Here is a 21,942-nt window from a genome sequence, read left to right on the forward strand (position 1 = left end):
GTTCCGGCCACCCCGGCGGCACGTTTCTGCTGAGTACTGGTGGGGCTCAGCCCTCGTCGTGCGAGACCGCGCGACGCGCGTCGGCGTCCAGGACGCCCCAGCTGATCAGCTGCTCGGTCAAAACCGAGGGGGACTGGTCGTAGATGACGGCGAGTGTGCGCAGGTCGTCCTGGCGGATCGACAGCACCTTGCCGTTGTAGTCGCCGCGCTGGGACTGGATCGTCGCCGCGTAACGCTGCAAGGGACCCGCCTTCTCGGCCGGCACGTGGGCCAGGCGCTCAAGGTCGAGGACCAGCTTCGGCGGCGGCTCGGCGGCCCCGCCCGGCGTGGTGCCCGGCAGCAGCTCCTGCACGGGGACCCCGTAGAAATCCGCCAGCTCGGCGAGGCGCTGCACGGTCACGGCACGGTCGCCGCGCTCGTACGAACCGACCACGACCGCCTTCCAGCGTCCCTGGGACTTCTCCTCGACGCCGTGGAGGGAAAGGCCCTGCTGGGTACGGATGGCACGGAGCTTGGCCCCGAGCTGTTTGGCGTATTCGCTGGACATATAGCTCCCCGGACGCTGTATCAACGTGCGGCTCCGCCGCGCGGCTGGTGACTCACTGTGAGGTTACGCAGCGTTACTCTTCCCCGTCAAGCCGAATGGTCCGTACCGGCCCCTTTACAGGGTCCGCCGAACGGGTGGTGCAGGGGTGGCGATCAGGCGTGTTGGCTTGCTGATAACGTGGGTGGCGCAATTACGACGTCCTTTAATGATCCGTCCCGTGAGGCGGAGAAGGAGGTCCGTTTCGTATGGACACTCAAGCGTACGAGTCCGATGCCAGGCCCGTCCTCGAAGGCCCCGACATCGCGCGGGTGCTGACCCGTATCGCCCACGAGATCGTCGAGCGCGCCAAGGGCGCCGATGACGTGGTGCTTCTCGGCATCCCCACCCGAGGCGTCTTCCTCGGCCGCCGGCTGGCGGAGAAGCTCGAAGAGATCACCGGCCGCACGATTCCCGTCGGCTCCCTCGACATCACCATGTACCGCGACGACCTGCGCATGCACCCACCGCGCGCGCTGGCCCGCACCGAGATCCCCGGTGACGGCATCGACGGCCGTCTGGTCGTCCTCGTCGACGACGTGCTCTTCTCCGGCCGTACCATCCGGGCGGCGCTCGACGCGCTGAACGACATCGGCCGCCCGCGCGCGGTGCAGCTCGCCGTCCTCGTCGACCGCGGCCACCGCGAGCTGCCCATCCGCGCCGACTACGTCGGCAAGAACCTCCCCACGTCGCTGCGGGAGACGGTCAAGGTCCAGCTCGCCGAGGAGGACGGTCGCGACACCGTGCTGCTCGGCGCCAAGCGGACCTCCCCGGCGGGCGAGCAGTAGCCACCCCGAAGGCGTACGTCCCTGCCGTACGTCCCGCAGGTGCGCCTCCGCATGCCCGCGCGCCCGAAATCTCCCGACCTGAACTGCCTTACGGAGCCTGACAGATGCAGCGTCATCTCATCTCGGCCGCCGACCTCACCCGCGACGACGCCGTCCTGATCCTCGACACCGCCGAGGAGATGGCCCGGGTCGCCGACCGGCCGATCAAGAAACTGCCGACCCTGCGCGGCCGTACCGTGGTCAACCTCTTCTTCGAGGACTCGACCCGCACCCGGATCTCCTTCGAGGCGGCCGAGAAGCGCCTGTCCGCGGACGTCATCAACTTCACCGCCAAGGGCTCCAGCGTCTCCAAGGGCGAGTCCCTGAAGGACACCGCGCAGACCCTGGAGGCGATGGGCGTCGATGCCGTCGTCATCCGGCACGGCGCCTCGGGGGCCCCGTACCGGCTCGCCACCTCCGGGTGGATCGACGCCGCCGTGATCAACGCCGGGGACGGCACCCACCAGCACCCGACCCAGGCGCTGCTCGACGCCTTCACCGTGCGGCGGCGGCTCGTCGGGCGGGACGCGGGCCTCGGCCGGGACCTGGCCGGCAAGCGGATCACCCTGGTCGGCGACATCCTGCACAGCCGGGTCGCCCGCTCCAACGTCGACCTGCTGCACACCCTGGGCGCCGAGGTCACCCTCGTCGCGCCGCCCACCCTGCTGCCCGTCGGCGTCGAGTCCTGGCCCTGCGAGGTCGCCTACGACCTCGACGGCACGCTGGCCAAGTCGGACGCCGTGATGATGCTGCGCGTCCAGCGCGAGCGGATGAACGCCGCGTTCTTCCCGACCGAGCGCGAGTACTCGCGCCGCTACGGCCTCAACGGCGAGCGCATGGCGAAGATGCCGGAGCACGCCGTCGTGATGCACCCGGGGCCGATGGTCCGCGGTATGGAGATCACCGCCGAGGTCGCCGACTCCCCGCGCTGCACCGCGATCGAACAGGTCACCAACGGCGTCTCGATCCGGATGGCCGTCCTCTACCTGCTGCTGGGCGGCAACGAGCCCGCCGTCACCCGCCCACCCGTCGCCCACCACCACCCTTCCGACGAGCGCTCCGCGCACACCTCTTCGACCGAGGAGAAGTAAGCAAGATGAGCAAGATTCTGATCCGTGGTGCGAAGGTGCTCGGCGGCGAGGCGCAGGACGTGCTGGTCGAGGGCGGCACGATCGCCCAGATCGGTACCGGGCTGAGTGCCGAGGGCGCCGAGGTCGTCGAGGCCGAGGGCAAGGTCCTCCTGCCTGGCCTCGTCGATCTGCACACCCATCTGCGCGAACCCGGCCGCGAGGACTCCGAGACCGTCCTGACCGGCACCCGTGCCGCCGCGAGCGGCGGGTACACCGCCGTCTTCGCCATGGCCAACACCTTCCCCGTCGCCGACACCGCCGGCGTGGTCGAGCAGGTCTACCGGCTCGGCCAGGAGAGCGGCTACTGCGACGTGCAGCCCATCGGCGCCGTCACCGTCGGCCTGGAGGGCAAGAAGCTCGCCGAGCTGGGCGCCATGCACGAGTCCGCGGCCGGAGTCACGGTTTTCTCGGACGACGGCAAGTGCGTGGACGACGCGGTGATCATGCGCCGGGCCCTGGAGTACGTGAAGGCGTTCGGCGGGGTCGTCGCGCAGCACGCGCAGGAGCCGCGGCTGACCGAGGGCGCCCAGATGAACGAGGGCGTCATCTCCGCCGAGCTGGGCCTCGGCGGCTGGCCCGCGGTGGCCGAGGAGTCGGTCATCGCCCGGGACGTGCTGCTCGCCGAGCACGTCGGCTCCCGCGTGCACATCTGCCACCTGTCGACCGCCGGGTCCGTGGAGATCGTGCGCTGGGCCAAGTCCCGCGGCATCGACGTCACCGCCGAGGTCACCCCGCACCACCTGCTCCTCACCGACGAGCTGGTGCGCACCTACAACCCGGTCTACAAGGTGAACCCGCCGCTGCGCACCGAGCGCGACGTCATGGCGCTGCGCGAGGCGCTGGCCGACGGCACGATCGACATCGTCGCCACCGACCACGCCCCGCACCCGCACGAGGACAAGGACTGCGAGTGGGCCGCCGCCGCCATGGGCATGGTCGGCCTGGAGACGGCGCTGTCCGTCGTCCAGCAGACGATGGTCGAGACCGGGCTCCTCGACTGGGCCGGGGTGGCGGACCGGATGTCCTTCACGCCCGCCCGGATCGGCCGCGCCACCGGCCACGGCCGGCCCGTCTCGGCAGGTGAGCCCGCCAACCTCGTGCTGGTCGATCCGGCATACCGTGGAGCGGTGGACCCCGCGGGCTTCGCGTCGCGCAGCCGCAACACTCCGTACGAAGGTCGTGAGCTGCCGGGCCGTGTCACGTACACCTGGCTGCGGGGCAAGGCCACGCTCGTCGACGGGAAGCTCGCGTGACATCACAACTCATCCACCTCGCCGCCGAACAGAAGTCGGCGGAAGTGACCGACTGGGCCGCCCGGATCGGCTGGCTCGTCGGGCTCGCCCTGTTCGTCGCCCTCGTCTACTGGCTGATGCGCGAGGGCTGGAAATGGCGCGCGACGCTCCAGGGCGACCTGCCCGAGCTGCCCGCCCTCCCGTCTCCCACCACCACCCTCAACGGAGACGGCGAGCCGTCCCGGCCCGGAATGCCCGAGGGGCCGGGCCCGGCGAGACTGGAGCTGACCGGCCGCTACCACGGCTCCACCACCGCCGGGCAGTGGCTCGACCGCATCGTCGCGCGCGGCCTGGGCACCCGCAGCCGGGCCGAGCTGACGCTGACGGACGCGGGCCTCGAGGTCGTACGCCCCGGCGCGGCCGACTTCTTCGTCCCGGTCGCGCAGCTGCGCGAGGCCCGGCTCGACAAGGGCATCGCGGGCAAGGTCCTCACCGAGGGCGGCCTGCTCGTGATCACCTGGGAGCACGGGGGCAAGCTGCTCGACTCCGGCTTCCGCTCCGACCACGCGGCCGAACACAACGAATGGGTCGCCACCCTGAACGACCTGATCGCGAAGAACAACCCGAGCGACAACAAGAACGACCTGATCGACCAGACGGAAGGCGCACGATGACGACCTCCAGCAGGGGAAGCTCCTCGCAGCGCAAGGACGCGCTTCCCGCCGTACTCGTCCTGGAGGACGGCCGGATCTTCCGGGGCCGCGCCTACGGGGCCGTGGGGGAGACCTTCGGCGAAGCCGTGTTCTCCACCGGCATGACCGGCTACCAGGAGACCCTCACCGACCCGTCGTACCACCGGCAGGTGGTCGTCATGACCGCCCCGCACGTGGGCAACACGGGCGTCAACGACGAGGACCCCGAGTCCAAGAAGATCTGGGTCGCGGGCTACGTCGTACGCGACCCCGCGCGCGTGCCGTCCAACTGGCGCTCCCGCCGTTCCCTGGACGACGAGCTGCGCGAGCAGGGCGTCGTCGGGATCTCCGGCATCGACACCCGGGCGCTGACCCGGCACCTGCGCGAGCGCGGCGCCATGCGCGTCGGCATCTTCTCCGGCAACGCGCTGCCCGACGAGGGCGCGATGATCGACCAGGTGCGCCAGGCACCCGAGATGAAGGGCGCCAGCCTCTACGAGGAGGTGGCCACGACCGAGGCGTACGTGGTCCCGGCCGTCGGCGAGAAGCGCTTCACGGTCGCCGCCATAGACCTCGGCATCAAGGGCATGACCCCGCACCGCATGGCCGAGCGCGGCATCGAGGTGCACGTACTGCCCGCCACCGCGACCGTCGAGGAGATCTACGCCACCGGGCCCGACGGCGTCTTCTTCTCCAACGGCCCCGGCGACCCGGAGCAGGCCGAACACCCGGTCGCCCTGATGCGGGCCGTCCTGGAGCGCAGGACCCCGCTGTTCGGCATCTGCTTCGGCAACCAGATCCTCGGCCGCGCGCTCGGCTTCGGCACCTACAAGCTGAAGTACGGCCACCGCGGCATCAACCAGCCGGTGCAGGACCGTACGACCGGCAAGGTCGAGGTCACCGCGCACAACCACGGCTTCGCCGTCGACGCGCCCACCGACCAGGTCTCCGAGACCCCCTACGGCCGCGCCGAGGTCTCCCACGTCTGCCTCAACGACAACGTGGTGGAGGGCCTCCAACTGCTCGACCGGCCGGCCTTCAGCGTCCAGTACCACCCCGAAGCCGCCGCGGGTCCGCACGACGCCGCCTACCTGTTCGACCGCTTCACGTCTTTGATGAACACAGTCCTGATGGAGGGCCAGCGTGCCTAAGCGCACCGATATCCAGTCCGTCCTGGTCATCGGCTCCGGCCCGATCGTCATCGGCCAGGCCGCGGAGTTCGACTACTCGGGCACCCAGGCGTGCCGCGTGCTCAAGGCCGAGGGCCTGCGCGTCATCCTGGTCAACTCCAACCCGGCGACGATCATGACCGACCCGGAGATCGCCGACGCCACCTACGTCGAGCCGATCACCCCCGAGTTCGTCGAGAAGATCATCGCCAAGGAGCGCCCGGACGCGCTGCTGCCCACCCTGGGCGGCCAGACGGCCCTGAACACCGCGATCTCGCTGCACGGCGCGGGCACCCTCGACAAGTACGGCGTCGAACTGATCGGCGCCAACGTCGAGGCCATCAACAAGGGCGAGGACCGCGACCTCTTCAAGGATGTCGTGGAGGAGGTCCGCAAGAAGACCGGCCACGGCGAGTCCGCCCGGTCCGTGATCTGCCACTCCATGGACGACGTGCTGAAGGGCGTGGACACGCTCGGCGGCTACCCGGTCGTCGTCCGCCCCTCCTTCACCATGGGCGGCGCCGGCTCCGGCTTCGCCCACGACGAGGAGGAACTGCGCCGCATCGCGGGCCAGGGCCTCACGCTCTCCCCGACCACCGAGGTGCTCCTGGAGGAGTCCATCCTCGGTTGGAAGGAGTACGAGCTGGAGCTGATGCGCGACAAGAACGACAACGTCGTGGTCGTCTGCTCCATCGAGAACTTCGACCCGATGGGCGTGCACACCGGCGACTCGATCACCGTCGCCCCGGCGATGACGCTGACCGACCGCGAGTACCAGGTACTGCGCGACGTCGGCATCGCGATCATCCGCGAGGTCGGCGTCGACACCGGCGGCTGCAACATCCAGTTCGCGGTGGACCCCGAGGACGGCCGGGTCATCGTCATCGAGATGAACCCGCGCGTCTCGCGGTCCTCGGCGCTCGCCTCCAAGGCGACCGGCTTCCCGATCGCCAAGATCGCCGCGAAGCTGGCCGTCGGCTACACGCTCGACGAGATCCCGAACGACATCACCGAGCAGACCCCGGCGTCCTTCGAGCCGACCCTCGACTACGTGGTGGTCAAGGCCCCGCGCTTCGCCTTCGAGAAGTTCCCGTCCGCCGACTCCACCCTCACCACCACCATGAAGTCGGTGGGCGAGGCCATGGCGATCGGCCGGAACTTCACCGAGGCGCTCCAGAAGGCGCTGCGCTCGCTGGAGAAGAAGGGCAGCCAGTTCACCTTCGTGGGCGAGCCCGGCGACAAGGCCGAGCTGCTGCGCGAGGCCGTCCGCCCGACCGACGGCCGGATCAACGCCGTCATGCAGGCGATCCGCGCGGGCGCCACGCCCGAGGAGGTCTTCGACGCGACAAAGATCGACCCGTGGTTCGTCGACCAGCTCTTCCTGATCAAGGAGATCGCCGACGAGCTGGCGGCGGCCGACAAGCTCGGCCCCGAGCTGCTGGCCGACGCCAAGCGGCACGGCTTCTCCGACGTCCAGATCGCCGAGATCCGGGGCCTGCGCGAGGACGTCGTCCGCGAGGTCCGGCACGCGCTCGGCGTCCGCCCGGTCTACAAGACGGTCGACACCTGCGCCGCCGAGTTCGCGGCCAGGACGCCGTACTTCTACTCCTCCTACGACGAGGAGACGGAAGTCGCGCCCCGCGAGAAGCCGGCCGTCATCATCCTGGGCTCCGGCCCCAACCGCATCGGCCAGGGCATCGAGTTCGACTACTCCTGCGTCCACGCCTCCTTCGCACTGAGCAACGCGGGCTACGAGACCGTGATGGTCAACTGCAACCCCGAGACCGTCTCCACCGACTACGACACCTCCGACCGGCTGTACTTCGAGCCGCTGACGCTGGAGGACGTGCTGGAGATCGTCCACGCGGAGACGCTGGCCGGGCCGGTCGCGGGCGTCGTCGTCCAGCTCGGCGGCCAGACCCCGCTGGGCCTGTCGCAGGCGCTCAAGGACAACGGCGTCCCGGTCGTCGGCACGCCGCCCGAGGCCATCCACGCGGCCGAGGACCGCGGCGCCTTCGGGCAGGTCCTCGCCGAGGCCGGTCTCCCGGCCCCGAAGCACGGCACCGCCACCACCTTCGCCGGCGCCAAGGCCATCGCCGACGAGATCGGCTACCCGGTCCTGGTCCGCCCGTCGTACGTCCTCGGCGGCCGCGGCATGGAGATCGTCTACGACGAGACCCGCCTGGAGTCGTACATCGCCGAGTCCACCGAGATCAGCCCCTCCCGGCCGGTGCTCGTGGACCGCTTCCTCGACGACGCCATCGAGATCGACGTCGACGCGCTGTACGACGGCGAGGAGCTGTACCTCGGCGGCGTCATGGAGCACATCGAGGAGGCCGGCATCCATTCCGGCGACTCGGCGTGCGCCCTGCCGCCGATCACCCTCGGCGGGTTCGACATCAAGCGGCTGCGCTCCTCGACGGAGGCGATCGCCAAGGGCGTCGGCGTCCGCGGCCTGATCAACATCCAGTTCGCGATGGCCGGCGACATCCTCTACGTCCTGGAGGCCAACCCGCGCGCGTCCCGCACCGTCCCCTTCACCTCGAAGGCGACCGCGGTGCCGCTGGCCAAGGCCGCCGCGCGGATCTCGCTCGGCGCGACCGTCGCCGAGCTGCGGGCGGAGGGCCTGCTCCCGGCGAACGGCGACGGCGGCACCCTGCCGCTCGACGCGCCGATCTCCGTCAAGGAGGCCGTCATGCCGTGGTCGCGCTTCCGCGACGTGCACGGCCGGGGCGTCGACACGGTGCTCGGCCCGGAGATGCGCTCCACCGGCGAGGTCATGGGCATCGACGCCGTCTTCGGCACCGCCTACGCCAAGTCCCAGGCGGGCGCCTACGGGCCGCTGCCCACCAAGGGCCGCGCCTTCATCTCGGTCGCCAACCGCGACAAGCGCTCGATGATCTTCCCGGCGCGGGAGCTCGTCGGCCACGGCTTCGAGCTCCTCGCCACCTCCGGCACCGCCGAGGTCCTCAAGCGCAACGGCATCAACGCCACCGTCGTGCGCAAGCAGAGCGAGGGCGAGGGCCCGAACGGCGAGAAGACGATCGTCCAGCTCATCCACGACGGCGAGGTCGACCTCATCGTCAACACCCCGTACGGCACCGGCGGCCGCCTCGACGGCTACGAGATCCGTACGGCGGCCGTGGCGCGGTCCGTGCCGTGCCTGACCACGGTCCAGGCGCTCGCCGCCGCCGTCCAGGGCATCGACGCGCTCAACCGCGGAGACGTGAGCGTGCGCTCGCTCCAGGAACACGCCGGGCAGCTCACAGCGGCCCGCGACTAGCAGCCCCGAGGGGGACACCGGAGATCCGGTGTCCCCCTCCTCATGAGACCGCCGCCTCGCGGGACCTTCCCCGAGGCCGTCAGGCGCTTCGAGGACACGACACGACCATGTACAAGCTGTTCTTCCACCTCGTCTTCAAGCGGATGGACCCCGAGCAGGCCCACCACCTGGCCTTCCGCTGGATCCGGCTCGCCGCCCGCGTGCCCGTGCTGCGCACCTTCCTGGCCGCCGCCCTCGCCCCGCGCTTCGAGGAACTGCGCACCGAGGCCTTCGGGCTGCGGATGCACGGTCCGTTCGGGCTCGCGGCGGGCTTCGACAAGAACGCCGTCGCGGTCGACGGGATGTCGATGCTCGGCTTCGACCACGTCGAGATCGGCACGGTCACCGGCGAGCCGCAGCCCGGCAACCCCAAAAAGCGGCTGTTCCGGCTGCTGAAGGACCGGGCGCTGATCAACCGCATGGGCTTCAACAACGACGGCTCGGCGGCCGTGGCGGAACGCCTCGCGGGGCGCGAGGCCGTCTTCCGCACGGTCGTCGGCGTCAACATCGGCAAGACCAAGGCCGTACCCGAGGAGGAGGCCGCCGGCGACTACGTGAAGTCGGCCGAACGGCTCGCCCGGCACGCCGACTACCTCGTGGTCAACGTCTCCTCGCCGAACACGCCGGGACTGCGCAACCTCCAGGCCACCGAGGCGCTGCGCCCGCTGCTGAGCGCCGTCCGCGAGGCCGCCGACCGCACGGTCACGGGCCGCCGCGTCCCGCTCCTGGTCAAGATCGCGCCCGACCTCGCCGACGAGGACGTGGACGCCGTCGCCGACCTCGCCGTGGAACTCGGCCTGGACGGCATCATCGCCACCAACACCACCATCGCGCGCGAAGGCCTCGGCCTGCGCTCCGACGCGGCCCTGGTCGCGGAGACCGGCGGCCTGTCCGGCGCCCCGCTCAAGGCCCGCTCCCTTCAGGTGCTGCGCCGCCTCTACGCGCGCGTGGGCGACCGCATCACCCTGGTGGGCGTCGGCGGCATCGAGAACGCCGAGGACGCCTGGCAGCGCATCCTGGCCGGCGCCACCCTGGTCCAGGGCTACAGCGCCTTCATCTACGAGGGCCCCTTCTGGGGGCGCGCCATCCACAAGGGACTCGCCGCACGGCTGCGCACGAGCCCGTACGCCACCCTCGCCGACGCGGTCGGCGCCGATGTGAGGAACGCCGCATGACCGACTCCCCGGAGACCCCGGACGCACCGGAGCCGTTCGGCGCGCGGCTGCGCCGTGCCATGGACGACCGGGGCCCGCTGTGCGTCGGCATCGACCCGCACGCCTCGCTGCTCACCGACTGGGGCCTGAACGACGACGTCGCCGGTCTGGAGCGGTTCAGCCGCACGGTCGTCGAGGCGCTGGCCGGCCGGGTCGCCGTCCTGAAGCCGCAGAGCGCGTTCTTCGAGCGCTTCGGCTCGCGCGGCATCGCCGTCCTGGAGAAGTCGGTCCAGGAGGCGCGCGAGGCGGGCGCCCTGGTCGTCATGGACGCCAAGCGCGGCGACATCGGCTCGACCATGGCCGCGTACGCGGAGACCTTCCTGCGCCCCGGTTCCCCGCTCTTCTCCGACGCGCTGACCGTGTCGCCGTACCTCGGCTACGGCTCGCTGAGGCCCGCGGTGGATCTGGCCCGGGAGAGCGGCACGGGCCTGTTCGTGCTCGCGCTCACCTCCAACCCGGAGGGCGGCGAGGTGCAGCACGCGGTCCGCGGGGACGGCCAGGACGTCGCCTCGACCGTCCTCGCGCACCTCGCCGCCGAGAACGGCCGGGAGACGCCCCTGGGGTCCTTCGGCGCCGTCGTCGGTGCGACACTCGGCGATCTCTCGGCGTACGACCTGGAGATCAACGGGCCGCTCCTGGCGCCCGGGATCGGTGCTCAGGGAGCGACTCCCGCCGGTCTCCGGGGCGTTTTCGGCGCGGCGGTGCGCCAGGTCGTGCCCAACGTCAGCCGCGGGGTGCTGCGGCACGGGCCCGACACGACCGCGCTGCGGGCGTCCGCCGACCGCTTCGCGGAGGAGATCCGGGCCGCCGTGGCGGTCGCGTGAGTGTTCGAGGGAGGGTCTCTCGGACAGGTTCCGTCTGAATACTTCCTCAAATCCGGGGTTTAATGTCCCAAATGCCGGGCTCGACGGAGGCTGACCAGGACTTTTCCGCTGTTCTCGCTGACTCTGGCGGACTTGCCCGCTAGTCTCCGACGAGTGGGGGCCCCTCCCGCGCTCTTGAGGCAGTGGGGGACAACGGGCGAGCGTGTTGCTCGTGGCCCCCCAGGTGTGGGGCGACTAGGTTCCTCACCGGTCCGTATCCGACAGTTCGACATCCGAGGTGACGTAGGCGTGGCTCTTCCGCCCCTTACCCCTGAACAGCGCGCAGCCGCGCTCGAAAAGGCCGCCGCGGCTCGCCGGGAGCGGGCCGAGGTCAAGAATCGACTCAAGCACTCCGGCGCCTCCCTGCACGAGGTCATCAAGCAGGGCCAGGAGAACGACGTCATCGGCAAGATGAAGGTCTCCGCTCTCCTCGAGTCCCTGCCGGGCGTGGGCAAGGTCCGCGCCAAGCAGATCATGGAGCGACTCGGCATCTCCGAGAGCCGCCGGGTGAGGGGTCTCGGTTCCAACCAGATCGCCTCCCTGGAGCGCGAGTTCGGCAGCACCGCCGGCTGACGTTCTCGGGCACCCCCGAGAACCTGGATAATCGCTGCATGGCTGTAGCACCCCGGGGGGCGACCCCCGTACCCCCGGACGTACGTTCGCGGCTGACCGTGCTCTCCGGCCCCTCGGGGGTCGGCAAGAGCACGGTCGTCGCTCATATGCGCAAGGAACACCCCGATGTCTGGCTCTCGGTGTCGGCGACGACCCGCAAGCCGCGCCCCGGGGAGAAGCACGGTGTCCACTACTTCTTCGTCTCCGACGACGAGATGGACAAACTGATCGCCAACGGTGAACTGCTGGAGTGGGCCGAATTCGCCGGCAACCGCTACGGCACGCCGCGCGACGCCGTCATGGAGAAGCTGGAATCCGGCGAGCCCGTCCTGCTCGAGATCGACCTCCAGGGCGCCCGTCAGGTCCGCGAGTCCATGCGGGAAGCCCAGCTGGTGTTCCTGGCCCCGCCCTCCTGGGAGGAGCTGGTACGCAGGCTCACCGGACGCGGCACCGAGCCGCCCGAGGTCATCGAACGGCGCCTCGAAGCGGCCAAGGTCGAGCTCGCCGCCGAGGCCGAGTTCGACACCACCCTGGTCAACACCTCCGTCGAGGACGTGGCGAGCGAGCTGCTAGCCTTGATGAAGGTTGTGTGATCTGCGCTGATTCAACTGGGATTCGTCCGCGTGACCCGCATGGGGCGCGGGACGAGTCGTGAATGAGTCGCACGATCCGCACTGAAGACATAGATACATTCATCCATCGGAAGGCAGAGCGTGTCCTCTTCCATCACCGCGCCCGAGGGCATCATCAACCCTCCGATCGACGAGCTCCTCGAGGCCACCGACTCGAAGTACAGCCTGGTGATCTACGCGGCCAAGCGCGCCCGTCAGATCAACGCGTACTACTCGCAGCTCGGCGAGGGCCTCCTCGAGTACGTCGGTCCGCTCGTCGACACCCACGTGCACGAGAAGCCGCTGTCGATCGCGCTGCGCGAGATCAACGCGGGCCTGCTGACGTCCGAGGCCGTCGAGGGCCCGGCGCAGTAATCGTTCGTTGTTCACTTCGGGCCCGGCAGCGCGGCTGCCGGGCCCGTGGTGTGTCATGGAGCCGTAGTCGTCGTAGTCGTCGTAGTCACCGAACAGGTTCGAGCGGGGAGATCCGGTGGACAAGCCGAGGGTCGTGCTGGGGGTCAGCGGCGGCATCGCCGCGTACAAGGCCTGTGAGCTGCTGCGCAGGCTGACGGAGTCCGGCCACGACGTACGGGTGGTGCCGACCGCGTCCGCGCTGCACTTCGTCGGCGCCGCCACCTGGTCCGCGCTCTCCGGGCACCCCGTCTCCACCGAGGTCTGGTCCGACGTCCACGAGGTCCCGCACGTGCGCATCGGGCAGCACGCGGACCTGGTGGTGGTGGCCCCCGCCACGGCCGACACGCTCGCGAAGGCGGCCCACGGCCTGGCCGACGACCTCCTGACGAACACCCTGCTCACCGCGCGCTGCCCGGTCGTCTTCGCCCCCGCCATGCACACCGAGATGTGGGAGCACCCGGCCACCCAGGAGAACGTCGCCACGCTGCGCCGCCGCGGCGCCGTCGTGATCGAGCCCGCGGTCGGCCGGCTGACCGGCGTCGACACCGGCAAGGGCCGGCTGCCCGACCCCGGGGAGATCTTCGAGGTCTGCCGCCGGGTGCTCGCCCGCGGCGTGACCGAGCCGGACCTCGCGGGCCGGCACGTCGTGGTCAGCGCGGGCGGCACCCGCGAACCGCTCGACCCGGTGCGCTTCCTCGGCAACCGCTCCTCCGGCAAGCAGGGCTACGCCCTGGCCCGTACGGCCGCGGCGCGCGGGGCCCGGGTCACGCTGCTCGCCGCGAACACCTCGCTGCCCGACCCGGCGGGCGTGGACGTGGTGCGGGTGGGGACCGCGGTGCAGTTGCGCGACGCCGTGCTGAAGGCCGCCGCGGACGCCGACGCCGTGGTGATGGCGGCCGCCGTGGCCGACTTCCGTCCGGCGGAGTACGCCGCCGGAAAGATCAAGAAGAAGGACGGCCAGGACCCGGAACCGGTCGTTCTGGTCCGTAATCCGGACATCCTCGCCGGGATCTCGGCCGAGCGGGCCCGCCCGGGCCAGGTGGTCGTCGGCTTCGCCGCCGAGACCGACGACGTACTGGCCAACGGCCGTACGAAGCTGGAGCGCAAGGGCTGTGACCTGCTCGTGGTGAACGAGGTCGGGGAGGCGAGGACCTTCGGCGCCGAGGAGAACGAGGCCGTGGTGCTCGGCGCCGACGGCAGCGAGACGCCCGTGCCGTACGGGCCGAAGGAAGCGCTGGCCGACACCGTATGGGACCTGGTCGCGGCCAGGCTGACCTGACTCCTCCTGCGCCGCAGTGACCTCGCGGACCCCGTGCGTCGGCCCTCCGGAGCCCGTGCGGCGGCCTCGGGAAGCCCCGTGATTTCGGGCGTGGCGACCCTGGCGGAGAGGGATAAGGACCGTGCAGAATGCCCGTGCCGCAGGTCACAGCGGATCCGAGGCGCGAGACAGGATGACCGGTGGCCGAGTGCGACCGATAAACTGTTCTCGGACGACGCCGGGCGCAGCCCCCGTCCCGTCCGCCAATGATCAGCCAGCAGCCGCTGCAACCACAGGGAGCGTTGTGTCCCGTCGCCTGTTCACCTCGGAGTCCGTGACCGAGGGTCATCCCGACAAGATCGCTGACCAGATCAGCGACACCATTCTCGATGCGCTCCTGCGCGAGGACCCGACGTCCCGGGTCGCCGTGGAGACGCTGATCACGACCGGCCTGGTGCACGTGGCCGGCGAGGTCACGACCAAGGCCTACGCGCCGATCGCGCAGCTCGTGCGCGAGAAGATCCTCGAGATCGGTTACGACTCCTCCAAGAAGGGCTTCGACGGCGCCTCCTGCGGCGTCTCGGTGTCCATCGGCTCGCAGTCCCCGGACATCGCGCAGGGCGTCGACACGGCGTACGAGAGCCGGGTCGAGGGTGCCGCCGCAGGTGGAGAAGGCGACGAGCTGGACCGGCAGGGCGCGGGCGACCAGGGCCTGATGTTCGGGTACGCGACCGACGAGACGCCGAACCTGATGCCGCTGCCCATCCACCTGGCGCACCGCCTCTCGCGGCGCCTGTCCGAGGTGCGCAAGAACGGGACGATCCCCTACCTGCGTCCCGACGGCAAGACCCAGGTCACCATCGAGTACGACGGTGACAAGGCGGTCCGTCTGGACACGGTCGTGGTCTCCTCGCAGCACGCGTCCGACATCGACCTGGACTCGCTGCTCGCCCCCGACATCCGCGAGTTCGTCGTGGAGCCGGAGCTGAAGGCCCTGCTGGACGACGGCATCAAGCTCGACACCGACGGCTACCGGCTGCTGGTCAACCCCACGGGCCGGTTCGAGATCGGCGGCCCGATGGGCGACGCGGGCCTCACCGGCCGCAAGATCATCATCGACACGTACGGCGGCATGGCCCGCCACGGCGGCGGCGCCTTCTCCGGCAAGGACCCCTCCAAGGTCGACCGCTCCGCCGCCTACGCGATGCGCTGGGTCGCCAAGAACGTCGTCGCCGCGGGCCTCGCCTCCCGCTGCGAGGTCCAGGTCGCGTACGCCATCGGCAAGGCCGAGCCGGTCGGCCTGTTCGTCGAGACCTTCGGCACCGCCAAGGTCGACGCCGAGAAGATCGAGGCCGCCATCACCGAGGTCTTCGACCTCCGCCCGGCGGCCATCATCCGCGACCTCGACCTCCTCCGACCGATCTACGCCCAGACCGCGGCGTACGGCCACTTCGGCCGCGAACTCCCCGACTTCACGTGGGAGCGCACGGACCGGGTGGAGGCGCTTCGGGGGGCTGTGGGGCTTTAAGGTTCCGTTCGGTCGCTGGGCCCGGTGCTCCTTCGGGAGCGCCGGGCCTTCGCCGTGCCGGGATCCGTCCGGCCGCTCGCGGGCGGCAGCCGGACGGATCCCGGCCCCGGTCTCCTGTCAGTGCCGTCTGGGAGAATGCAAGCGTGAGCAGCGAGGACAGGCCGGAGGGGGCGGGGGGCGGTGGGGCGCCGCCGGAGCAGCTTGCGCTGGTTCGGGAGGCGGTTCGGCGGGCCAAGGTGCCGAAGGCGAAGCCGCGGACGTGGCGGGGGGCCGCGCTCGCCAAGGAGCTGCCCGTGGCGCGCGTGGTGGTCGACAAGGGTGTGCTGCACCTCGACCGGTACTTCGACTACGCCGTGCCCGAGGAGCTGGACGAGGCGGCGCAGCCCGGGGTGCGGGTGCGGGTGCGGTTCGGGGCCGGCGGGCGCACCGTGCGGGACGGGCGGCGCGAGGGCGGCGGCCTGATCGACGGGTTCGTCGTGGAGCGGGTCGCCGAGTCGGACTACTCGGGGCCGCTGGCCGCGCTCGCCCAGGTCGTCTCGCCCGAACCGGTGCTCGGGCCCGAGCTGCTGGGCCTCGCCCGCGCCGTCGCCGACCGCTACGCGGGAAGCCTCGCGGACGTGCTGCAACTGGCGGTGCCGCCCCGGCACGCCCGTGCCGAGGCGGCCGCGACGGCCGAGCCGCCCCCGCGGCCCCCGGCACCGGACCCGGGCAGTTGGCAGCGGTACGGACGGGGTGCGGAGTTCATCGGCGCCCTGGCCTCGGGCGGAGCCCCGCGTGCCGTGTGGACCGCGCTGCCGGGGCCGCAGTGGGCCGACGAGATCGCCCGGGCCGTGGCCGCCACTCTCGCCTCCGGACGCGGCGCCCTGGTCGTCGTACCTGCCGGGCGGCCCGTGGCGCGCGTCGACGCCGCGCTCAGGGCCCTGCTGGGAGAGGGCCTGCACGCCGTGCTCACCGCCGATGCCGGACAGGAGCGGCGCTACCGGGAATGGCTCGCCGTCCACCGGGGATCGGTCCGGGCCGTGGTGGGCACCCGCGCCGCCATGTTCGCCCCCGTACGCGACCTCGGGCTCGTGGTCGTCTGGGACGACGGCGACTCCGCCCACAGCGACGACAACGCCCCCTTCCCGCACGTCCGCGAAGTGCTCGAGCTGCGCGCCGCCCGCGACAAGTGTGCCTTCCTGCTGGGCAGTTGGGGCTGCACCGTGGAGGCCGCGCAGCTCGTCGAGACCGGCTGGGCGCTGCCGCTGGCCGCCGACCGGGACCAGGTCCGCGCGGCCGCGCCGCTCGTACGGACCGTCGGCGACGGCGACCTCGCCCGCGACGAGGCCGCCCGCGCCGCGCGGCTGCCCACCCTCGCCTGGCAGATCGCCAGGGAGGGACTGCGGCGCGGCCCCGTCCTGGTCCAGGTGCCCCGCCGGGGTTACGTGCCGCGGATGGCCTGCGCCCAGTGCCGGGCGCCCGCGCGCTGCCGCCACTGCGCCGGGCCGCTCCAGGCACAGGACGCCGGCGCGCTGCGGTGCGGCTGGTGCGGACGGGACGAGCACGACTGGCACTGCCCGGAGTGCGGGGCGTTCCGGCTGCGGGCCCAGGTCGTGGGGGCCCGGCGGACCGCCGAGGAGCTGGGACGGGCGTTCCCGTCCGTGCCGGTGCGCACGTCGGGGCGCGAGCAGGTGCTCGACACGGTGTCGGGGGAGCCCGCGCTCGTCGTGAGCACGCCGGGCGCCGAGCCCGTCGCGGAGGGCGGTTACGCGGCCGCCCTGCTGCTCGACGGCTGGGCCATGCTCGGCCGCCCCGACCTGCGGGCCGGCGAGGACGCGCTGCGGCACTGGCTGGACGCGGCCGCGCTCGTCCGCTCCCAGAGCGCCGGCGGCACGGTAGTGGTCGTCGCGGAACCGACGCTGCGGCCCGTCCAGGCGCTCGTCCGCTGGGACCCCGTCGGACACGCCGTGCGCGAGCTCGCCGACCGTGCCGAGCTGGGCTTTCCCCCGGTGTCCCGGATGGCCGCCGTGTCCGGACCTCCCGAGGGCCTCGCGGATTTCCTCGCCCAGGCCGAACTTCCGCCCGACGCCGAGGTGCTGGGACCCGTACCGGTGCCGGTCACGGAGCCGGGGCGGCCCCGGCGGGTGGGCGGGCCGCCGCCCGGCGAGCAGTGGGAGCGGGCCCTCGTCCGGGTGCCTCCGGGCAGCGGCGCCGCGCTGGCCACCGCCCTGAAGAAGGCGCAGGCGGCCCGGATGGCGCGGGGCGGGAGCCAGGCGCCGCGGGGCGGCAGCGGCAGAGCGGCGCGGGGTGGTGGCGGGCAGGCGGTGCGGATTCGGATCGATCCGCTGGACATCGGGTGAGGTTCCCGCCGGATACGGGGTGACGGGGTGAGGTCCCGGTGGGGGCGTGTGACTCAGGGGCGGCTGACGGGGGTGCCGGGCCGGCGGGCCGAGGGGCCGACGGTCCGGAGGAAGGCGGCGGTCCGGAGGAAGGCGGCGGTCCGGCGGCGGGTGCCGGACATGGGTCTGCCTCCCGGCCGGGGGGCCGGGAGGCAGACGCGGTGCGGGCGGGTCAGCCGTTGCGTGGACTCGGAAAGGTCGTCGGCCTGGCCTCGTCGCGCAGGACGGGGCTGCCCGCGGCGTCGCGCAGGACGGGGCTGCCCGCGGTCGGCTGGGTCGGCATGGAACGGGCCGCGGGGACCGTCGGGACGCTGGGCAGCGTGGTGTTCACGGAGGCGGTGTTCACGGAGACCGTGCGGGTGCTCGCGGCCTCTGTCGCCCGCTCCGCGTCCGCGGCTGCCTGGGCGGCGGCGCGCCGGGCACCGTACCGGCGGTGCACCGCCTGTTTGGTGACCCCGAGCGCGGAGCCCACCGCGTCCCACGAGAAACCCAGGGACCGGTCGAAGTCGACGGCGGCCGTGACCAGGGTCTCGACGCTGTCTCGCAGCTCCTGCGCGAGGCGGACGGTCGGGGCGGGGGCGCGTCCGTAGACGACGAAGCCCGTAGCGGGGCCGGAGCGGCGGGGGCGGTAGACGTTGCCCAGTTGGGCGGTGAGGGTGCGCAGTGCGTCCACCTGCCGGCGGACCCGCTCGATGTCCCGCACCAGCAAGTGCAGGCTGGCCCGAGCCTGGGCGTCGTGGGTTGCGTGGTCGGCCATGAACAAGCCTCTCGAACCGGCGTTGAAAAGGATTGGGCCGCGCTCGCGGCCCGTTTTGGTCAACTCTCTCTTGACAACGCGTGTGCCGGAGAGTGGTCACGCTGCGGGGGCGTAAGGACATATGCACGGGGCGCGCACCTCGACGTACGCCCCTGAACAGGCCGTGGTGAGCCCCCTCGGCCCCGACGGTCGAGCCCTCGGCGCCGATGCTCGAGCCCTTGGGGTCGACGGTCGAGCCCTTGGTGTCGACGGTCGAGCCCTGGGCGTCGGTCGAGCCCTTGGCGCCCACGGTCGCGGCCGGGTACGGGCCGGTACGGGGCGCGGCCGTGTGCCGGGCCGCCGGGCTCATAGACTGGTGCGCTGCCCCGCACGCGCACCGCCACGCGGCGAACGTGCGGCTCCGACGAGTTCCCGCCCGAGAGGCCAGCCGCTACCCATGAAGCTTGTCTTCGCCGGCACCCCCGAGGTCGCCGTTCCCGCTCTGGACGCCCTGCTCGCCTCCGGGCGACACGAGGTCGCCGCCGTCGTGACGCGGCCCGACGCGCCGGCCGGCCGGGGGCGAAGGCTCGTCGCGAGCCCCGTCGCCGAGCGCGCGGCGGAGGCCGGGATCGAGGTGCTCAAGCCCGCGAAGCCGCGCGACGAGGAGTTCCTGGCGCGGTTGCGGGAGATCGGGCCGGACTGCTGCCCCGTGGTCGCCTACGGCGCGCTGCTGCCCCGGGTCGCCCTCGACGTCCCGGCGCACGGCTGGGTCAATCTGCACTTCTCGCTGCTGCCCGCCTGGCGCGGTGCCGCGCCGGTGCAGCACTCGATCATGGCCGGTGACGAGATCACCGGCGCGTCCACCTTCCTGATCGAGGAGGGGCTCGACTCCGGGCCGGTCTACGGCACCGTCACCGAGGAGATCCGGCCCACCGACACCAGCGGGGACCTGCTGACGCGGCTGGCCCTCGCGGGCGCCGGGCTGCTCTCCGCGACCATGGACGGGATCGAGGACGGCACCGTCAAGGCGGTGCCGCAGCCCGCCGAGGGCGTCACCCTCGCGCCGAAGATCACCGTCGAGGACGCCCGGATCGACTGGGCCGCGCCCGCGCTGCGCGTGGACCGGGTCGTCCGGGGCTGTACGCCCGCGCCGGGCGCGTGGACGGTGTTCCGCGGGGAGCGGCTCAAGCTGATCCAGGCGGCGCCGGTGCCCGACCGCACCGAGCTCGCCCCGGGCGAGCTCGCGGTCGGCAAGAACAGCGTGCACGTCGGGACCGGCTCGTACGCCGTCGAGCTGCTGTGGGTGCAGGCGCAGGGCAAGAAGCCGATGCGGGCGGCGGACTGGGCGCGGGGTGTCCGGATTTCCTCCGGGGAGCGGGTGGACGGCTGACGGACGCGGCTCGCGTCCCGGGTGCCGGGTGCCAGGCCTCGCTTCCCGGGCCTCGCGTCCCGGGTGCCGGGTCCCGCGTCCCGGGTCCCGCGTCCCGAGTCCCGGGTCCGGCGTCCCGCGTGCCGCGTCCGGCGTCCGGCGTGCCGCGTCCGGCGTCCGGCGTGCCGCGTCCGGCGTCCGGCGTGCCGCGTCCGGCGTGCCGCGTCCGGCGTGCCGCGTCCGGCGTGGCGCGTGCCGCGTGGCGCGTGCCGCGTGCCGCGTGCCGCGTGCCGCGTCCCGCGCTTTCCTGCGGTTCGCCGTTGTTCGCTCTGTCGCCGGCCGGCCGGCCGCGGCGCCGTCGTGGCCGGCCGCGCAGTTCCCCGCGCCCCTTCGGGCACTGCCGTGCCCGAAGGGGCGCAGACTGACCGGACGGCCCGGAACCCCGTCCTCCCCGTCGGCGTACGCTGAGAAGCGCACCTTTTCCCGGATCCGGAGCACCTTTTCCCGTGAGTGAGCAGTCCCGTCGGCCGCGCAGGCCGGGCAAGCCCTACCGCCGTCCCCAGAAGGACCCCGTCCGCATCCTTGCCTTCGAGGCGCTGCGGGCCGTCGACGAGCGGGACGCGTACGCGAACCTCGTGCTGCCGCCGCTGCTGCGCAAGGCGCGCGAGAAGGGCGACTTCGACGGCCGGGACGCGGCGCTGGCGACCGAGCTGGTGTACGGGACGCTGCGCAGGCAGGGCACGTACGACGCCGTCATCGCGGCCTGTGTGGACCGGCCGCTGCGCGAGGTCGACCCGCCCGTCCTCGACGTGCTGAGCCTCGGCGCGCACCAGCTCCTCGGTACCCGGATCCCGACGCACGCCGCCGTCTCGGCCTCGGTCGAGCTGGCCCGGGTGGTGCTCGGCGACGGCCGGGCCAAGTTCGTCAACGCCGTGCTGCGCAAGGTCGCGCAGGACGACCTCGACGGCTGGCTGGAGCGGGTGGCGCCGCCGTACGACGAGGACCCGGAGGACCATCTCGCGGTCGTGCACTCGCACCCGCGCTGGGTCGTCTCCGCGCTGTGGGACTCGCTGGGCGGCGGGCGCGCGGGCATCGAGGACCTGCTGGAGGCGGACAACGAGCGGCCCGAGGTGACGCTCGTCGCCCGGCCGGGACGCGGCGACGCGGAGGAACTCCTCGACGCGCTCGGCGAGGACGCCGCGCTGCCGGGCCGCTGGTCGCCGTACGCCGTGCGGCTGACCGAGGGCGGCGAGCCGGGCGCCATCGAGGCCGTGCGGGAGGGCCGCGCGGGCGTCCAGGACGAGGGCAGCCAGCTGGTGGCGCTCGCGCTGGCGAACGCGCCCGTCGAGGGCCCCGACCGGGCCTGGCTGGACGGCTGCGCGGGACCGGGCGGCAAGGCGGCCATGCTGGCCGGGCTCGCCGCCGGGCGCGGTGCCGTACTGCTCGCCTCGGAGAAGCAGCCGCACCGGGCCGGTCTCGTCGCCAAGGCGCTGGCCGGCAACCCGGGCCCGTACCAGGTGATCGCCGCCGACGGCACCCGCCCGCCGTGGCGGCCAGGCAGCTTCGACCGGGTGCTCATGGACGTGCCCTGTACGGGACTCGGCGCCCTGCGCCGCCGCCCCGAGGCCCGCTGGCGGCGCCGCCCCGAGGACCTGGAGGGCTTCGCGCCGCTCCAGCGCGCTCTGCTGCGTACGGCGCTGGAGTCGGTGCGGGTCGGCGGCGTCGTCGGCTACGCGACCTGCTCGCCGCACCTCGCCGAGACCCGCGCGGTCGTCGACGACGTGCTCAAGCAGTACGCCGACAAGCAGTACGCCGGCAAACAGGGCGCCGACGGCCGGGACGGCGGGGCCGCCGAGCTGATCGACGCCCGCCCGCTGCTCCCGGGCGTACCGGCCCTGGGTGACGGCCCCGACATCCAGCTGTGGCCGCACCTGCACGGCACGGACGCGATGTATCTGGCCTTGATCCGCCGGACGGCGTGACACCCCCGGCGGCGTGAGGACG

Annotated in this window: 18 protein-coding genes; 16 read left to right on the top strand and 2 right to left on the bottom strand. The window is 72.4% G+C overall.

Annotated elements, in window-relative coordinates; translation table 11 throughout:
• Positions 1-46: 46 nt before the first annotated feature.
• Complete coding sequence (gene bldD, locus ACFV6E_RS33395; RefSeq protein WP_067366005.1) at positions 47-547, bottom strand: transcriptional regulator BldD; 501 nt, start codon at positions 545-547, stop codon at positions 47-49.
• A 245-nt stretch (positions 548-792) separates the two neighbouring features.
• On the opposite strand from bldD, the gene pyrR reads away from it, so the two are divergent.
• The 14 genes from pyrR to ACFV6E_RS33465 all read left to right on the top strand — a co-directional run bounded on the left by pyrR (position 793) and on the right by ACFV6E_RS33465 (position 17,794).
• A complete protein-coding gene (gene pyrR, locus ACFV6E_RS33400; RefSeq protein WP_385174934.1) occupies positions 793-1,371 on the top strand; it encodes a bifunctional pyr operon transcriptional regulator/uracil phosphoribosyltransferase PyrR in 579 nt (192 codons plus the stop codon).
• Positions 1,372-1,475: 104 nt separating this feature from the next.
• Positions 1,476-2,501, top strand: a complete 1,026-nt coding sequence (locus ACFV6E_RS33405) for an aspartate carbamoyltransferase catalytic subunit (protein ID WP_385466856.1) — start codon at positions 1,476-1,478, stop codon at positions 2,499-2,501.
• Positions 2,502-2,506: 5 nt separating this feature from the next.
• Positions 2,507-3,793 carry a dihydroorotase gene (locus tag ACFV6E_RS33410; RefSeq protein WP_385466859.1) on the top strand — a complete coding sequence of 429 codons (1,287 nt, stop codon included), beginning with the start codon at positions 2,507-2,509 and terminating at the stop codon, positions 3,791-3,793.
• Positions 3,790-4,446, top strand: coding sequence for a hypothetical protein (locus tag ACFV6E_RS33415; RefSeq protein WP_385466861.1), 657 nt, complete (start codon positions 3,790-3,792; stop codon positions 4,444-4,446). The genes ACFV6E_RS33410 and ACFV6E_RS33415 overlap by 4 nt, the downstream gene beginning before the upstream one ends.
• Positions 4,443-5,615: a glutamine-hydrolyzing carbamoyl-phosphate synthase small subunit gene (gene carA / locus ACFV6E_RS33420; protein WP_385174946.1), complete on the top strand. Its 1,173-nt coding sequence runs from the start codon at positions 4,443-4,445 to the stop codon at positions 5,613-5,615. The genes ACFV6E_RS33415 and carA overlap by 4 nt, the downstream gene beginning before the upstream one ends.
• The gene (gene carB, locus ACFV6E_RS33425) at positions 5,608-8,916 is read left to right on the top strand and encodes a carbamoyl-phosphate synthase large subunit (RefSeq protein ID WP_385466864.1); all 3,309 of its coding nucleotides are present in this window, start codon (positions 5,608-5,610) and stop codon (positions 8,914-8,916) included. Before carA ends, carB begins: the two co-directional genes overlap by 8 nt.
• A gap of 107 nt (positions 8,917-9,023) precedes the next feature.
• Positions 9,024-10,130, top strand: a complete 1,107-nt coding sequence (locus ACFV6E_RS33430; RefSeq protein ID WP_385174952.1) for a quinone-dependent dihydroorotate dehydrogenase — start codon at positions 9,024-9,026, stop codon at positions 10,128-10,130.
• Positions 10,127-10,993: an orotidine-5'-phosphate decarboxylase gene (gene pyrF / locus ACFV6E_RS33435; protein WP_385466867.1), complete on the top strand. Its 867-nt coding sequence runs from the start codon at positions 10,127-10,129 to the stop codon at positions 10,991-10,993. Before ACFV6E_RS33430 ends, pyrF begins: the two co-directional genes overlap by 4 nt.
• Before the next feature lie 288 nt (positions 10,994-11,281).
• Positions 11,282-11,605: an integration host factor gene (locus tag ACFV6E_RS33440; RefSeq protein WP_010988268.1), complete on the top strand. Its 324-nt coding sequence runs from the start codon at positions 11,282-11,284 to the stop codon at positions 11,603-11,605.
• Positions 11,606-11,643: 38 nt separating this feature from the next.
• Positions 11,644-12,237: a guanylate kinase gene (gene gmk, locus ACFV6E_RS33445; protein ID WP_385174958.1), complete on the top strand. Its 594-nt coding sequence runs from the start codon at positions 11,644-11,646 to the stop codon at positions 12,235-12,237.
• Positions 12,238-12,357: 120 nt separating this feature from the next.
• The gene (rpoZ, locus tag ACFV6E_RS33450) at positions 12,358-12,630 is read left to right on the top strand and encodes a DNA-directed RNA polymerase subunit omega (protein ID WP_003982715.1); all 273 of its coding nucleotides are present in this window, start codon (positions 12,358-12,360) and stop codon (positions 12,628-12,630) included.
• 115 nt (positions 12,631-12,745) lie between these two features.
• Complete coding sequence (coaBC, locus tag ACFV6E_RS33455) at positions 12,746-13,948, top strand: bifunctional phosphopantothenoylcysteine decarboxylase/phosphopantothenate--cysteine ligase CoaBC (protein ID WP_385466870.1); 1,203 nt, start codon at positions 12,746-12,748, stop codon at positions 13,946-13,948.
• A gap of 283 nt (positions 13,949-14,231) precedes the next feature.
• A complete protein-coding gene (gene metK, locus ACFV6E_RS33460; protein ID WP_385174965.1) occupies positions 14,232-15,455 on the top strand; it encodes a methionine adenosyltransferase in 1,224 nt (407 codons plus the stop codon).
• Between the two features lie 143 nt (positions 15,456-15,598).
• The gene (locus ACFV6E_RS33465) at positions 15,599-17,794 is read left to right on the top strand and encodes a primosomal protein N' (protein WP_385466873.1); all 2,196 of its coding nucleotides are present in this window, start codon (positions 15,599-15,601) and stop codon (positions 17,792-17,794) included.
• A 211-nt stretch (positions 17,795-18,005) separates the two neighbouring features.
• Here ACFV6E_RS33465 and ACFV6E_RS33470 read toward each other — a convergent pair whose 3' ends face one another.
• Positions 18,006-18,590, bottom strand: coding sequence for a hypothetical protein (locus ACFV6E_RS33470; RefSeq protein WP_385177752.1), 585 nt, complete (start codon positions 18,588-18,590; stop codon positions 18,006-18,008).
• Between the two features lie 436 nt (positions 18,591-19,026).
• Here ACFV6E_RS33470 and fmt point away from each other — a divergent pair, with 436 nt between their 5' ends.
• Together fmt and ACFV6E_RS33480 are read left to right on the top strand one after the other, a co-directional pair.
• Positions 19,027-19,959, top strand: coding sequence for a methionyl-tRNA formyltransferase (gene fmt, locus ACFV6E_RS33475; protein ID WP_385177754.1), 933 nt, complete (start codon positions 19,027-19,029; stop codon positions 19,957-19,959).
• Between the two features lie 485 nt (positions 19,960-20,444).
• Positions 20,445-21,920 carry an RsmB/NOP family class I SAM-dependent RNA methyltransferase gene (locus tag ACFV6E_RS33480; protein WP_385466876.1) on the top strand — a complete coding sequence of 492 codons (1,476 nt, stop codon included), beginning with the start codon at positions 20,445-20,447 and terminating at the stop codon, positions 21,918-21,920.
• The last annotated feature ends 22 nt before the right edge of the window (positions 21,921-21,942 follow it).

Source organism: Streptomyces sp. NPDC059785, from assembly GCF_042732375.1.
Classification (GTDB): Bacteria; Actinomycetota; Actinomycetes; order Streptomycetales; family Streptomycetaceae; genus Streptomyces.